A 13,873-nucleotide genomic window follows, 5' to 3' on the forward strand; every position below is an offset into this window, starting at 1 on the left:
AAGGGCGGTGCGCATTCCTGGACGCGCACCGCCTTTGGTGTCAGGCCTTCTTCCATTCCTGCCTGGGCAGCACGACTTTGCTCACCCCTTGACGGTCGGATGGAGCGACGCCGACGAACTGGCCGTTTTGCCACTGGCCGGTCCACCAGAGCTTGCGAAGCTGGTTCTCCTCGAACTTCGTTTCGCCCAGGACAGTTTCAAAGGTGCCACTGGCAAGCTCGGCCGATACTGCTTCCCGATCGAGTCCCTTGCGCTTGATTGCCTCCTGCAGCATCTGAAGGCTGGCATATGTGATCACGCTACCCCAGTAATCCGGCGCAATCCCGGTGTGCGCCTCATGACGCTTGCGATATTCCTCATTGGCCTTGTTGGCAGGATCGATACCACCAAGACTCATGATGCCTGTCGCATTCTCCCCGTTGTTCTTGCCGTAGACCGGAAAGCCCGTTCCGACGCCGAGATAGAGCACTTTGGGATTGAAACTCGCGACCTGTGCCTGTTGCGTCAATGCGAACGTATCCGGCGGATAGGAAAAGGCCACAAAGCTGTCAGCGCCACTCGCCATCGCCTCATTGATGACCGGTGAAAAGTCGGATGTCGCCAGCGGATAGGTCTGGTCGTAGACTACCTCGATACCAGCCTCCTTGAAGGCCGGACGGGCCGCGCTGACAAGGTCGATGCCAAAACCATCGGCAACGGAGACCATGGCAACCTTGTTGTTGATCGTACCGGCCTTGTTGGCTTCGACGAGGATACTGGCCAGTGCCTTGGCGTAATCATGGCCGCCGCCCAGCATCCAGAAGCTTTTCTTCCAACGTTGAACGAATTGAGGAGCCTTGTCCGTCACAGCCGAGACAGCGAGTTGCGGATAGCCGTAGCGGTCAAAAAGTGGCGCAACAGCAAGATTGAAGCCCGTACCCCATGGCGCAAGAATGAAATCGACCTGATCGTCCGTCGCCAGGCGCTCCGTCGCCCGCACAACTTCTTCCGACGACGAACGGTCATCATATTCGATGACCTCAATCGGCAGCTTCTTGCCGTCCGGCAGTTCCAGGCCGCCGGCATCATTCACGTCCTTGACCCAGAGCAGGTAGTTTGGAAGCGTGGTAATCCCGGCGCCGCCGGCATTCGGCCCGGTCTTTGAAATGGCATAGCCGATACGAACGGACTTGCGCTCTTCCCCAAAGGCGGCCCGTCCGACGCCCGTTGCAGCAACCGCTGCGACAAGCGCAGCACTTCGCAGGACTTGCCTGCGTTGAAAGGTTTTCATCGATTTTCCTCCCATAAGCCTGCTCCCACAGGCTGTTCAGGCCAACATGCCAACCACGACCCGTTTCTCCTCCTGGGGCGGGGCTGCATCCATTGACATGTTCAATCTACGCGCCGTCCAGTCGAAGCGTGATAGACTTTTACAAGAGATACTTGTACTTTTCACGGAAACTCGAAAAGGGCGGCCACGTCTCCGGTCATCATGCCTACCAATCCTGCAGCGCACCCTTTGCCCCGAGCGCCCGAAGCCGTCGAGGCCCGCATTTTCCACGGCGCGCTCGCGCACTCGACGTGGACCTTCCGCGGGACCCGCAATCGTGCCTTCGTCCTTGTTTCCGGTAGCGGACACATCCGGCTCGGCACGCATGAAGTGCCGATCAACGGCCCTGCCATCGTATGGGCGCCGTCGGGAGAGACCGGCTTGATCACCTTCGACGCCGGCGCGGAAGGCGCCTCGCTCGCCGTTCCAGACATCGTCCTTGGCTCCGCGATGCCGTCAGGCGCGGTCTTCGCACAGGTTCGCGAAGCAATCTCGCGCCCGATCCTTGGCGCTCGTCTAAGCACGCAGGAAGCGCGCCGCCTCTCGGCAGCACACAGCATCATTGAACAGGAATTGAAAGCAGACGTCCCTGGCTCGCAGGAAGTCATTCGCCATCACCTGGCACTCCTTCTTCTTGCAATATGGCGCCTGACCAGCCCTGCGGACGAACGACAGCAACCTTCGCCGCGCGCCATCGTTCGCGGCTTTGTGCATCTGGTCGAGCTGCATATCCGCGATCATTGGACAATCAACGATTACGCCAACGCACTTGGCGTCACTGCCGACCGTTTAAACAGTGCAATCCGCCGCGCGACAGGCCGAACCCCGCTGGAACTGATACATTCACGCCTGATCTCGGAGGCATCAACCATGCTGGACGGCTCGGGACTGCAGATCGCCGCAGTTGCCGAAGCGCTCGGTTTTTCCGACCCGGCATACTTCAGCCGCTTCTTCAAACGCCTTACCGGCGTCTCCCCGCGTGCCCATCGCGCCGGCGTCGTCCTGAAAAGGCCGAGCGTAGAAACAAGCTACGCTGCCTGGCCCTGAGCCCCGGAGTAGCTTCCACTTATGTCGAGGCGGCGAGTTCCGCCAACACCCGCAAGGCCATGCCTCGGACTGGAAGCATTTTTCCGCCTGGTGCCGGCGGCAGAACCTCGCTCCCCTTCCCCCCGGATCCGCACGTCGTGGTAGTCATTGGGCTCGATCGACGGTAACAGTTCGTTCGTCTGAGGCCTGCAGTTGATCATCACCGTCGAAATCTGGACATCGCCTGCCTCAGGATCCACGGTGCGGCGGAAAAGATCGGTCGTATCCGGTTCGTGTTGCAATGGTTTTGCGAATTCGGCGAGATAGTGATCCGCCATCGTGACCTGCACGATCAGTTGATTCCACCCGATCAGTTTCGCAAATGCCGGCGGATTGGCCTGGTAGCCGTCGACGAACAGCTTCGTCAAATGTTCCTGCAGAAAATCGTCCGACACGGTCGGGGCTCTATCAGTTTGGCATGGTTGCCGACGCTATGGCGAGAGCTGCTTCGGGCAATTCCCGGGTCTCTTCGATCAGCCGGTCTGCACCGGCATTCTCCAGCTCGTCTCGCGTACCGTATCCCCACAGCACGCCGATCGCCCGCATCCCGTTCGCGTGCGCACCGGCTATGTCGTATCGACGGTCGCCGACCATGACGCAGCGATCGGCGGCAAGGTCGTTTTCATGGACGATATGGGCGATCAATTCTGGCTTGTGGTCGATGTTGCCGGCCGGTGTCGATCCGTAGATGCCGTTGAAGATCGAATCCAGTCCCTTGTTTTCAAGAATCCTGCGCGCGAAGGTCTCCCGCTTCGACGTGGCCAAATACAGCCAGGCGTTTTGGCGCATCGCGGTGAGTGCCTCCGCGATCCCATCGTAAAGCTCACTGAGCAGCAGCCCCCTCGCCCCGTAATCCTGCCTGTAAGCATCGACCGCGTCCGCGACGCGATCGTCGCCGAACTCCCGAAGGAGGTAACGCATGACATCCTCGATCGGCGGGCCGATGATCGATGCGATGTCCATGACAGGGTCGGTTTCATGCCCGAGTGCGCGCAAAGCTGCGCGGCAACTCGACAGGATGCCGGGCTCGGATGCGATCAGCGTGCCGTCGAGATCAAGAAGGATTGCGGGAACATCAGACGACATGGTGCGGCTCTCATTGACTGGCTAATAGGTGCAATAGCGGATGCGGCGTTCAAACACACGCGGAAATTGAAGCAGGATCAAAGCGGAGCCGCTCGCCGGGGGCAGTCGGTCCCGTGTACCGGCCGTTGGCCGTCGCTATGCTGACCGCATCGATAGCGGCAATCTCGGCGTCGAGCGTGTTGGTGACGTCAGCGACTTTCTCCCCCTCCCCTCCCGGCTGCTTCGACATCCGGCTCGTGCTGGCGAGTCGCGTCAGCACGTTAGATGGCCGAGCGCAGGATCGATTCAACGAGGCGACGTGTATACGGGTGCTGCGGGTTACCGATCACCCGCTCCGTCGGCCCCTCCTCGACGATCTCGCCAAGATAGAGGACATAAATGCGCTCGGTGATCTGGCGGACGACAGCGAGGTCGTGCGTGATGAAGAGATATGAGAGCTCGTGCTCAACTTGCAGGCGCCTGAATAGGTTGAGCACCTGCGCCTGCACCGAGACGTCGAGGGCGGATACTGGTTCGTCGCAAACGAGGATTGCCGGTTTGACAGCAAGCGCGCGTGCGATGGCGATTCGCTGGCGCTCACCCCCCGAGAGCGACGCCGGACGGCGTGTGGCGTACGCGGCAGACAAGCCGACTTCCGCCAGCAGCGACGCGATCCGTTCCGGCGTCGCTGGGCTAGTAGCGCCCGCCGACGCCCCGAGCGCCTCGCCCAGGGCCTGCCCGACGCTATGCCTAGGATTTAGTGTTGAATACGGATCCTGGAAGACCATCTGAATTGTCCGCCGAACGCGGGCGAGGTCCGCCTTCGGCATGGCGCCGAAATCCGCTGCCGCGATCCCGTTGATAAGGATGTCGCCAGCAGTCGGGGTTTCGAGGCCGACGAGGCAGCGCCCAAGTGTGGTCTTGCCCGAGCCAGATTCGCCGACGAGGCCGACACTTTCCCCCGGCATAATGTGTAGCGATACGTCCTTTACCGCGCAGATCGGGCGGCCCCGTCTGCCCACGAATGTCTTGACGAGCGCGTCGACGCGAACGAGCGCCCCTGCGGCTCCTCCCCGGCGCGGCGTTGTCGGCGCCGCCGAGAGCGTCGCAGTGCGCACAGCGTCGAGTTCGCCCTGAATCTCGTCCTGGCGGATGCATGCAGTGAACCGGGTCGCGTCACGAGCGGCCAGCGGCGGCTTGCCCGCGCGACAAATCTGCTTCGCCCAGTCGCAGCGGTCGGCGAAACCACAGCTGTCGACAACATCGGCCGCGCGCGGCACGGAGCCCGAGATCGCGACGAGCCGAGGCACGCGAATATCGACCGGCGGTTCCGAGAGCAAGAGTCCCAAGGTGTAAGGATGGAACGGCTGACGCTCCACAGCTGCGGCGTCGCCGACTTCGAGCATTGAGCCGGCGTAGAGCACATAGATGCGCTGGCAGGTCGAGAACGCGAGCCGAAGGTTGTGGGTAATGAGAATGAGGCCCATTTGCCGCTCGCGCTGGACACGACGCAGGAGCTTGATGATCTCCGCCTGAGTCGTAACGTCGAGCGCCGTCGCGGGCTCATCGGCAATGAGCAGCTCCGGGTCGCGGGCGAGCGCGGCGGCAAGTGCGACGCGCTGGCACATGCCCCCCGACAGCTGGAATGGCATGCGGCGGGCGACATCCTCGTCGACTATGCCGACTTCTGCGAGGCGTCTTTTCACTTCCTCCGCTCTTGCTGCGCGTGAGGCGAATTCGGGCCGGTCGCGCAGCATCTCGTCAATGTGGTCGCCGCTTCGCATGAGCGGATTCAGCATCGTGAACGGATCCTGCATAAGCATCGACACACGAAACCCGCGAATCTTCCGGAGTTCGCTCTCGGCAAGCCGCATCAGGGGAATGCCGTCGAGCGTGACGGCGCCAGTGGCATTGATGCCTGGCGGCAATATGCCGGCGATTGCCCGCGCCGTGAGCGATTTTCCGGACCCGGATTCGCCGACGATCGCAATGGTCTCGCCCCGCTCCACCACGATCCCCAAGGGCGTCGTAATGGGAACCGCGGCGTGTGAAATCGCTAGCCCCTCAACCTCGAGGAGCGGACCCTCCTGACCTGAGTGCGTCACGGCCGTGTTCATTTTGCAAACCGCTCGAACAACCAGTCGCCGATGAGGTTCATGCTGACCGCGGTAAGGATAATCATGCCTGCCGGCAGGAGCAGCGCAACAGGATTGGAGAAGAGGATATTGCGGTTCTCGAAGAGCATCCGACCCCAGTCAGGAGCACCGGGCTCAATGCCAAGGCCGAGGAACGATAGCCCGGCGAGATTGACCAAGGCGAAGGCAAAGTCGAGGACGACATAGGCGAGGATGATCGGGCCGACATTCGGGAGGATGTGCACGAACAAAATACGCGTCTTCGAGATGCCGAGAGTGCGCGCGGCTTCGATATAAGGAAGCGGTCGCTGCTCAAGGACCGCGCTCCGCACAATGCGCGTATCGGGGGCGGTGAAAAGGACGACCAGGACGAGGACGGCGGTCCAGTATCCGCCTCCCACTACGCCGACGACGACGACCGCCACGAGCGGTCCCGGCAACGCGAGCATGAAATCCACCCAGCACATGATCGCAGAATCGACCAAACCGCCAAGATAGCCCGAAAGAAGGCCAAGCAGGGTCGCGATCGCGAAAGCTCCGGCGGCGACAACGACTGGGCCGACCAAGGCCGTTCTCGCACCGTAGATCACACGCGACAGCACATCGCGGCCGAGTAGATCCGTCCCGGCAATGTGGACTGACGAAGGCGACGCATCGCCGAGCTCGAGACGCTGGAGGAAGGGCGAATCGGGGGCGATCCTCTCCCCAAGGACGGCGCAGACCACCACCGTCGTGATAGTCAGCGCAGCAACCAGAATGACGATTGGAATGCGCAATGGCTGCTTCCTCCTTCGCGTCTCGCCGATGGCTGGGGCCCTCATGCCTCGACTCTACCGAAACGGATGCGCGGGTCGATCATCGTATAGATCACGTCGACCGCAAGGTTGACCAGCACGACGAAGACGGAGAAAAGCAGGGTGGTCCCCTGGATTGTCGGAATGTCGCGCTTCTGGATCGCATCGACCGTCAAAGAGCCGAGACCTGGCAAAGAAAAGGTGACCTCGACGTAGATCGCGCCGGCCACGATGCCGACGACGATGAACCCTGCGGCCGTGACCAGGGGAATAAGAGAATTCCTGAGCACGTAGGCAAACAAGATGCGACGCCAACTCAGGCCACGAGCCCGCGCAAACGTAACATAGTCTCGGGCCAGCTCCTCGATCATCGCCGCGCGGGTGATTTTGACGACGATCGCCATGACCGAGATCGCAAGCGCAAGCGCCGGAAGCGCTAGGTGCCAGGCACGGTCGAGGAACCCTCTTCCTGGACCGTAGGTCGGAAACCAGTTCAGCAGAACACCGAAGACATAGAGAAGGAATATACCGGTGACGAAAGCCGGCGAACTGGCGCCGAAAACGCCGAGCGCGACGACTAGCCGGTCGAGCCTCGTGCCACAGTGGAAGGCGGCGACCGCACCGAGCAGGATCCCGGGGCCGAGAACAAGAACAGTGCTCATCAAGGTAAGGAAGATCGTGACGCCGAGCCGATCCGCAATGGTGCCCGTCACCGCCCGGTTACCCTGGATGGAGACGCCGAGGTCGCCTCGCATCACCTGCGAAAGCCACTTTCCATATTGGAGGAGGAGCGGATCGTCCAAGTGGTAACGCGCGCGGATGGCTGCGAGCGTTGACGGGTCTGGCGCGCGCGTGCCAAGCAACGAATGCACTGGGTCGCCGGGCGCGATGTGGATCAGTGCGAAGACGCCGAAAGAGATCATAAGCAACAGTGGGATCGCCAGGGCGAGCCGCCGCATGACGAAGAGGACGAGGCTCGAGCCCGTCATTGGGGAGACCCGAGATTGCGCTCGAACCAGCCCATCGTGCGGCGGCGAAGCTTGCGAAGTCGTCCGAATTTCGCTTCCAAAAGGTCCATTCTGCAGACACCTTCAATCCTTGGAGGAGCGCACGGGCGTCGATCCGTGGCGAAAACCACGAAAATGGCCGTGCCCAAGCAGTGCAGTGATCCTTTACGCTAGGCCGAAACCCCGTATCGCCCACGGAACACTGTACCAGAAGGCGGTGTAGCCGGTGAGCTTGTACTTTTTGTTGATCGCCATCGCCGAGTAAGGCCAGAAGATAGGCACGACTGCGACTTCCCTGTGAGCGATCTCGAACACGACCCTCAGCGCATCCGCGCGTGCCTTCGGGTCAGCGTTTTCGGTGGCGAACTTCAGTTTAGCTTCGACTTGGTCGTCAATGAAGTTCGACCCGTTCATACCACCCTTTTTAGCATTTCGCTTCGCGAAGAAGAGGTCGGGATAGCTCGCAACGTCGGCGTAATCCGGGTAGTACGCCATGATCTGCATGCCTAATTTGTCGTGGTTGATGTAGCCAGCAAACCAGGTGGCGTTGTCAACGGGCTGGATGTGGGCGCGAATACCTATCTGCCTCAGGTTCTCCACCACCGACTCCATGATGTTGACCATATAAGGATCGTCGGTCGATGCGGGGACGGTAACGTCAAAGCCGTCCGGATGGCTGGATTGTGCCAGTTCGGCCTTCGCCTTGTCCAAGTCAAAACCATAGTGCGGCAGCAACGTTGCGTAGAAGGCGCGAACGTCATCGGCCAGCACCCCGGACCACATTTCGGGTGGGTTCAATTCCGTCGCGGGCTCGCCTTTGCCCTTGAGGAGCGCTTTGACCAGGCCTTCCCGATCCACAGCATGGGCCACGGCACGACGCACATGAATATCGTCGAACGGCGGCGCGGAATGGTCGAGAGTAAGGGCAAACACACCAAGGGACGGCCTGGCGATAATTTTGACGTTTTCCAGCGCATTCCACTGGTCGACGTCCGAGAGGGCGAGATCGAAGGCACCGTCGATTTCGCCTTGCCGCATGGCGAGAAGGCGGGTCTGCCGATCTGGAATCGCTCGGAGAGTAATCCGATTGACCACTGGCCTCGCTCCCCAATAGTCGTCGCGCGCCTCGAGAATGACATGATCTGACGGAACGAATTCAACAAGCCTGTACGGGCCGGTCCCCAGCGGCAGAAGCTCTGGCGAGCCGATCTTCTTGTCTGCGAGCTGTTCCTTCTTGAAGACGAACCCCGCCATATGAGCAGCGGTAAAGGCGAACTGCGCGTTCGGCGCCTTCAATCTGACGATCACCTCTTTGGGCGCCAGCGCCTCAACCTCCGCGACTGAATCGTAGAAAGAGGCAAGTGGCGAGTGGGAGTCCGGGCTCATGTGATACTTGAAAGTGGCGACGACATCTCCGCCCGTGAGCGGACTTCCGTCACCGAACGTGACGCCGCTGCGCAGATGATACTTGATCGTCAGTGGATCAACCTGCTCCCATTTATCAGCCGATGCAGGCTGGAGAATGAGATCGTCGCCGAAGGTTAGCGGTCCTTCCTGGACAAGCGACATGATCGCGCCAGTAGAGGTCAGCCAGGCATCCGGAATGAAAAGCGTATTCGGGATATTGGATAAAGCCCATGTAATCGAGTCAATCTGCTCCCCCGCCTGTGCCAAAGACACCCTCGCGAAAGTTCCCGCCATGGAGACGGCGGCATGCGTCACTCCCGCAACTAAAACGTGACGTCGTGTCAACCCGATTGCCATTAGCTCCTCCCCCATGAAAGCCGGTCCTATGTGCAAGCCGGGCGCACAGGATAAGTGATTGTCGCGCAATCAATGTCGCTTGTGAAGAAGGCGGCCGTTCGTTACGGCAAACTGGGAGAGTTTCGCGTCCCGCAACCCAACATCGAGGTTGAGCAGGACGCTTCTCAGAGGTCCATCCGACCAAGTCATTGGCCGCGTCCCCTGCTGAAAATCGGGAGCAGGCTTCAGGTGTACTAGACCAGGCGGGCGCTTGTCTTAGCCATGCACACTGCTGGAGCGCCGAGGGAACAGGTGCTAGCATACCCCCCTAGAACTCATGGAAGGCTCTCATGGAATTTGACATCCGGAACCCAAGCTCAAAATCCAGCCGAGGCGGTGCCAGTGGAGGCATGACAATGACCCGAGGGGGGGTATTGTGATGGCCGGGCCTGACCCCGGCCGAAAGCCGGCACAAGACGTTCGGAAGACGATAACAATTCTTATCGCCGACATTGTAGATTCCTCACGCCTTAGCCTCGCCCTCGATCCGGAGGCACTCCGGAACCTACTCGCCCGCTACTTTGATCAGATGATCGCCACTATCCAGCGGTATGGCGGAGTCGTAGAGCGATATCTCGGTGACGAGATCATGGCCGTGTTTGGTGTGCCGGTACTACACGAGGATGACGCAATACGGGCAGTATCCGCCGCTGTCGAAATGCGCGATACGCTTGCGACGCTCAACCACGAGCTTGAGACCGTTTGGGGCGTCCAACTCGCTCACCGAATTGGCCTCAACACCGGGGAGGTTTTTACTGGCATCGACAGGCAGGGACATCGATTTCTCACTGGCGAGGCAGTGCGTGTTACAAAGCGTCTCCAGGAGGCCGCAGCGCCCAACGAAATCCTGATTGGGGAAGCAACATACAAGCTCGTTCGCCACGCGGTCGTTGTAGAATCCAGTAGCTCGCGTGCGGTCAAGCACGGCGAGACGTTCCCTGCGATCATCGTGGTGGGCCTCATCGCCCGCGCCACTGGCTTTCAACGCCGGTTCGAGGCGCCGTTCGTCGGACGCGAGCACCAGCGGGTGGCGATCAGCACTATCTTTGGTGAGTTGATCAATAGTAGAACCTCTCACCTATTGACCGTGCTGGGTGAGGCCGGGGTAGGGAAATCGCGGCTTGTTTCGGAGGCCGCCGGAAGCCTTCCAAGCGAGGTAATTGTCGCACACGGCAGATGCCTGCCCTATGGCGATGGCATTACTTATTGGCCGCTTGCGGACATCATCCGGGAGATCACACGAGCTCGAGGCGGAGACCCTAGCAAGCAGTCCGTGGCGGACATTGCGGAAATCCTAGCTGGAGTCGATAAGGCCAAACTCATCGCCGAGCGCATAGCTGAGGTTCTCGGGTTCGGCCAGGGAGACACAAGCACCCGTGAGGAGACTTTCTGGGCCGTTCGGCGGCTTTTCGAGGTCTTTGCACGAGAACGACCGCTGGTGGTTGTGGTCGAGGACCTTCATTGGGCCGACCCAACGTTCCTGGACCTGATCGAACATCTTGTAGATTTCTCGCGCGGTTTCCCCATCGCGATAGTTGGGTCGGCACGACCAGAATTGCTCGATACACGGCCGGATTGGGGACGTGGGAAGATAAATGCGACGACGGTCGCGCTTGAACCGCTGAGCGAAGCGGAATCCCGTGAAATGATATTGAATCTGCTCGACCGCCTCCCGCTATCACCCGCGGTCGAGTCAAGGATCACACGCGCCGTCGGGGGTAACCCGCTGTTTGCGGAAGAGCTTGTAGCAATGCTCGTTGAGGAAGAGCTGCTCAGGCGCAATGAGGACTGCTGGGTCGCTCGCTCGGATCTCTCGGAGCTACCGGTCCCGTCGACAATTAACGCCCTTCTAGCTGCTCGACTAGAGAGTCTCCCGTCCCTTGAGCGCACCATCTTGACGGCCGCAGCAGTCGAGGGCGCAGTATTCCATCGGAGTGCCGTCAACGAGCTCGCCGACCTCGTGCTAGACGTACTGGAGGACGGTCTGCTCGCACTCGTACGCCGGGATCTGATCCGCCCGGAGGCGCCGTCGTTCGTCGGCGAGAAGGCCTATCGCTTCCGTCACGTCTTGATCCGCGACGCGGCATATCACTCCCTGCCGAAGAACGCCCGCGCCGACCTGCACGAGCGCTTCGCTGCCTGGCTCGAGCCAACGGCCAAAGACCGGCTACGCGAGTTCGAGGAGATTATCGGCTATCACCTCGAGCGGGCCTTTCAGTACCGGGTCGCGCTCGGCCCGCGCGACGAGCGCGCGGCTGCGCTTGCGCTTCGGGCGTGCGAACGGCTTAAGTCAGCCGGGCGGCGGGCGCTTGTCCGCAGCGACCTTCCTGCGGCGATCAGCCTACTCGAGCGGGTTTCCCGTCTGCTTCCCACCGATGATCCACAGCGAATTGCGCTGCTCGCCGAGTTGAGCGGCGCTCTGATCGAAAGCGGCCGGTTGGACGATGCCGGGCGCGTGTTGGAGGAGGCGGAGCGGCTTGCAACCGCCAGCAACGACCAGCGCTTGGCAGCGCATGTGTTGGTCCAGCGGCAGTTCCTGCAACTCCTCCATGGCGAGGAAGGCGCGCTGGAGAAGGCGGAACGCGCAGCGGCAGTCGTGCTCCCGGTCTTCGAGCGCCTGGGGGACGACCTCGGTCTGTGCCGTGCACGGCGGCTCGAAGCGTGGCTATTTTTCAACGCGGCACGCGGCGAGGCAGCCGCTGGAGCGTGGGAGCGCGCGGCTGCCCACGCACGACGAGCAAAGAACCTGCACGAGTACCACGAGATTCTTACGTGGATCGCGTCCTCACTTTGGTTCGGTCCGACCCCGGCCGCCGAGGGAATCCGCCGTTGCGAGGCGATGCGCGCGGACGTGGGCGAAAGCCTCGAATCTGAGGCAGCAATTCTCCGGCAGCTCGCATGCCTCAATGCAATTGCTGGCCGCTTCGAGATTGCTCGCGCGCTCATTGCGGCAAGCAACGCTACCTACGCTGACCTCGGGCTCACTCTGTACGTGGCGTCCTCCGAACACGAGGCCGTCGTCGAGTTGCTCGCCGGGAACGCCGTTGCGGCCGAGAGAAGTGCCCGCGAAGCATACCGTGCGCTCGAGGAGATGGGCGAGCGAGCGTTCCGCTCGACGATGGCCGCGTCCCTCGCCGTCGTGATCCTCCAACAGGGACGCGATGAGGAGGCCGAGGGCTTTGCCAAGCTCAGTGCCGAGCTGGCTGCGAGCGGCGACCTGGTGACGCAAGTCCGTTGGCGTCGCGTGCGCGCCCGCGTGCTCGCACGTCGAGGAGAGATCCGTCAAGCGGAGGCGTTCGCACGAGAGGCATTGGCGATCGCTGAAAAGACCGACTTCGTCAACGACCGGGCCGATGCTCTAGTCGACCTGTCTCACGTGCTTGAGACTTCGCGACGGCGGAACGACGCGGTCGGCGCAGCGTCCGCAGCGTTGCATCTATACCAACTCAAGGGAAACATAGTGGCCGCGGAAGCGACCCAACGCTACCTGCGCAAACTCGCGAGTATCTGACACCCTAACGGACGGAAGCACTCGTCTCTACCAAGTGAGACGGCCTCTCAAAATCATCGACCGTGTCGTGCCTTAGAGGAATGGCACTTCGTTCCGAAGGCTTCGAGGAGTATCAACCCATCGTCTTCGACATATACACAACAATTTCCGCGACCTATTCGAGGGTTTCGAAAATCTCGTCCAGCTTCTTTTTGACGCTGGCCTTGTCGTCGTAAGGAAAGGACGAGTCGTTGCCTTTCGACCCTCCGACATTTTCGTCAGTGCCAGTGTCATCGTTGACGATGACACGATAGTCGCCCTTTTCCGATTTCACGATGGTGATCGTTACGTCCTTCATTTTGCGTTCTCCTCTTTCTTGTCGGACACGAGGCAAAACACGCGGACGGGAAATGTGTTGATGGGGCAAGGAGCCGCGTATCCTATTGCCTTCTGGAAATTCTCCGACACCGATACTTCGGCATGCTAATACACAAGTTCAATTGGATCTTCAGACCACCAGATATAGCCATTTTGATTACCGTCTTTCCAATAGACGAGCGCTATTCCTACCGCTGGTCCTGGCTGGAATGTTCCCCGATTATAGAGCCGAGTGTTTGCAATCCACTTGCCTGCTACCGCGAAGGCACCACTGGATTCCGATCCGTAGTAGGTCTGGGCACTCCCGGTGCTCGACTGGACTATCCAGGCGTCGACCCACTTCGCCTTCTGGTTGACAGTCAAATCGAGCGGACCCTTTGCAAGTTCGACACGACCATTGGTTATTTGCTGCACGGCGTCCCAATTGGCTGGCATGACTGATCTCCAATCGCTGTAGGGGCAACGCGCCCGAAATCATAAACAAGAGATTAAGCACGCCGTCCAATATGTCCGATTTTTCTGAAATGAGCTATATAAAAACTAACGTCGAATAAAATGTAATTTGCATAACTTGATAACATCGCACTAGATTAACGTTTATTTCAACAACAGTATTGCCAGTAGTGAAATCTCGTCTTTGTTTTATACTCGTCTGCACAACCACATTATTTCATTCTATATATCATTTATGTAGCTCTTGGCTGCATGGAATAGAGCACCATTGTATCGCGCCCGGTCCGTAAGAAACCGTTCAGAACTATCTTGGCTTTGAGACTGCCACTGAGCAAGGCGTAACGACGCAAACC

General features: G+C 60.1%; 11 protein-coding genes and 2 pseudogenes. 3 read left to right on the forward strand and 10 right to left on the reverse strand.

Translation table 11 applies throughout. The features are described from left to right. Nucleotides 1-40 precede the first annotated feature (40 nt). Nucleotides 41-1,270 (reverse strand): amino acid ABC transporter substrate-binding protein, encoded by a 1,230-nt coding sequence (locus tag PMI09_RS24080; RefSeq protein ID WP_007800609.1) that lies wholly within the window; start codon nt 1,268-1,270, stop codon nt 41-43. A gap of 228 nt (nt 1,271-1,498) precedes the next feature. Here PMI09_RS24080 and PMI09_RS24085 point away from each other — a divergent pair, with 228 nt between their 5' ends. Then, entirely contained in the window at nt 1,499-2,356 is an 858-nt protein-coding gene (locus tag PMI09_RS24085) for a helix-turn-helix domain-containing protein (protein WP_037083985.1), read from the forward strand. Nucleotides 2,357-2,367: 11 nt separating this feature from the next. Continuing rightward, nucleotides 2,368-2,480: pseudogene (locus PMI09_RS32355) on the forward strand (integrase); the annotation flags it as partial. 16 nt (nt 2,481-2,496) lie between these two features. On the opposite strand, the pseudogene PMI09_RS31495 reads toward PMI09_RS32355, so the two are convergent. The 7 genes and pseudogenes from PMI09_RS31495 to PMI09_RS24120 all read right to left on the reverse strand — a co-directional run. Beyond that, nucleotides 2,497-2,610: pseudogene (locus PMI09_RS31495) on the reverse strand (LacI family DNA-binding transcriptional regulator); the annotation flags it as partial. A 193-nt stretch (nt 2,611-2,803) separates the two neighbouring features. Further along, entirely contained in the window at nt 2,804-3,481 is a 678-nt protein-coding gene (locus PMI09_RS24095; protein ID WP_007800615.1) for an HAD hydrolase-like protein, read from the reverse strand. Between the two features lie 49 nt (nt 3,482-3,530). Then, nucleotides 3,531-3,740 (reverse strand): hypothetical protein, encoded by a 210-nt coding sequence (locus PMI09_RS24100; RefSeq protein ID WP_037083973.1) that lies wholly within the window; start codon nt 3,738-3,740, stop codon nt 3,531-3,533. A 1-nt stretch (nt 3,741) separates the two neighbouring features. Continuing rightward, nucleotides 3,742-5,565: a dipeptide ABC transporter ATP-binding protein gene (locus tag PMI09_RS24105; RefSeq protein ID WP_085990710.1), complete on the reverse strand. Its 1,824-nt coding sequence runs from the start codon at nt 5,563-5,565 to the stop codon at nt 3,742-3,744. Nucleotides 5,566-5,573: 8 nt separating this feature from the next. Beyond that, on the reverse strand, nt 5,574-6,371 hold the full coding sequence (locus PMI09_RS24110) for an ABC transporter permease (RefSeq protein ID WP_085990708.1): 798 nt from the start codon (nt 6,369-6,371) through the stop codon (nt 5,574-5,576). 41 nt (nt 6,372-6,412) lie between these two features. Beyond that, the gene (locus tag PMI09_RS24115) at nt 6,413-7,378 is read right to left on the reverse strand and encodes an ABC transporter permease (RefSeq protein WP_007800622.1); all 966 of its coding nucleotides are present in this window, start codon (nt 7,376-7,378) and stop codon (nt 6,413-6,415) included. A gap of 183 nt (nt 7,379-7,561) precedes the next feature. Beyond that, a complete protein-coding gene (locus tag PMI09_RS24120; protein WP_007800623.1) occupies nt 7,562-9,160 on the reverse strand; it encodes an ABC transporter substrate-binding protein in 1,599 nt (532 codons plus the stop codon). Nucleotides 9,161-9,578: 418 nt separating this feature from the next. On the opposite strand from PMI09_RS24120, the gene PMI09_RS24125 reads away from it, so the two are divergent. Further along, complete coding sequence (locus PMI09_RS24125; RefSeq protein ID WP_007800626.1) at nt 9,579-12,710, forward strand: ATP-binding protein; 3,132 nt, start codon at nt 9,579-9,581, stop codon at nt 12,708-12,710. A gap of 154 nt (nt 12,711-12,864) precedes the next feature. On the opposite strand, the gene PMI09_RS24130 is transcribed toward PMI09_RS24125, so the two are convergent. Both PMI09_RS24130 and PMI09_RS24135 read right to left on the reverse strand, forming a co-directional pair. Continuing rightward, nucleotides 12,865-13,047, reverse strand: a complete 183-nt coding sequence (locus PMI09_RS24130; RefSeq protein WP_007800629.1) for a hypothetical protein — start codon at nt 13,045-13,047, stop codon at nt 12,865-12,867. A gap of 125 nt (nt 13,048-13,172) precedes the next feature. Then, nucleotides 13,173-13,502 (reverse strand): hypothetical protein, encoded by a 330-nt coding sequence (locus PMI09_RS24135; RefSeq protein ID WP_007800631.1) that lies wholly within the window; start codon nt 13,500-13,502, stop codon nt 13,173-13,175. Between the last annotated feature and the right edge of the window lie 371 nt (nt 13,503-13,873).

Origin of the sequence: Rhizobium sp. CF122, from assembly GCF_000282035.1 — a bacterium.
GTDB lineage: Bacteria > Pseudomonadota > Alphaproteobacteria > Rhizobiales > Rhizobiaceae > Rhizobium.

Bases quoted from the DNA above. Each gene is read 5' to 3' on its own strand.
- PMI09_RS24080 (WP_007800609.1), bottom strand. From the start codon at position 1,270: ATGAAAACCTTTCAACGCAGGCAAGTCCTGCGAAGTGCTGCGCTTGTC.
- PMI09_RS24095 (WP_007800615.1), bottom strand. From the start codon at position 3,481: ATGTCGTCTGATGTTCCCGCAATCCTTCTTGATCTCGACGGCACGCTG.
- PMI09_RS24115 (WP_007800622.1), bottom strand. From the start codon at position 7,378: ATGACGGGCTCGAGCCTCGTCCTCTTCGTCATGCGGCGGCTCGCCCTG.
- PMI09_RS24120 (WP_007800623.1), bottom strand. From the start codon at position 9,160: ATGGCAATCGGGTTGACACGACGTCACGTTTTAGTTGCGGGAGTGACG.
- PMI09_RS24125 (WP_007800626.1), top strand. From the start codon at position 9,579: ATGGCCGGGCCTGACCCCGGCCGAAAGCCGGCACAAGACGTTCGGAAG.
- PMI09_RS24130 (WP_007800629.1), bottom strand. From the start codon at position 13,047: ATGAAGGACGTAACGATCACCATCGTGAAATCGGAAAAGGGCGACTAT.
- PMI09_RS24135 (WP_007800631.1), bottom strand. From the start codon at position 13,502: ATGCCAGCCAATTGGGACGCCGTGCAGCAAATAACCAATGGTCGTGTC.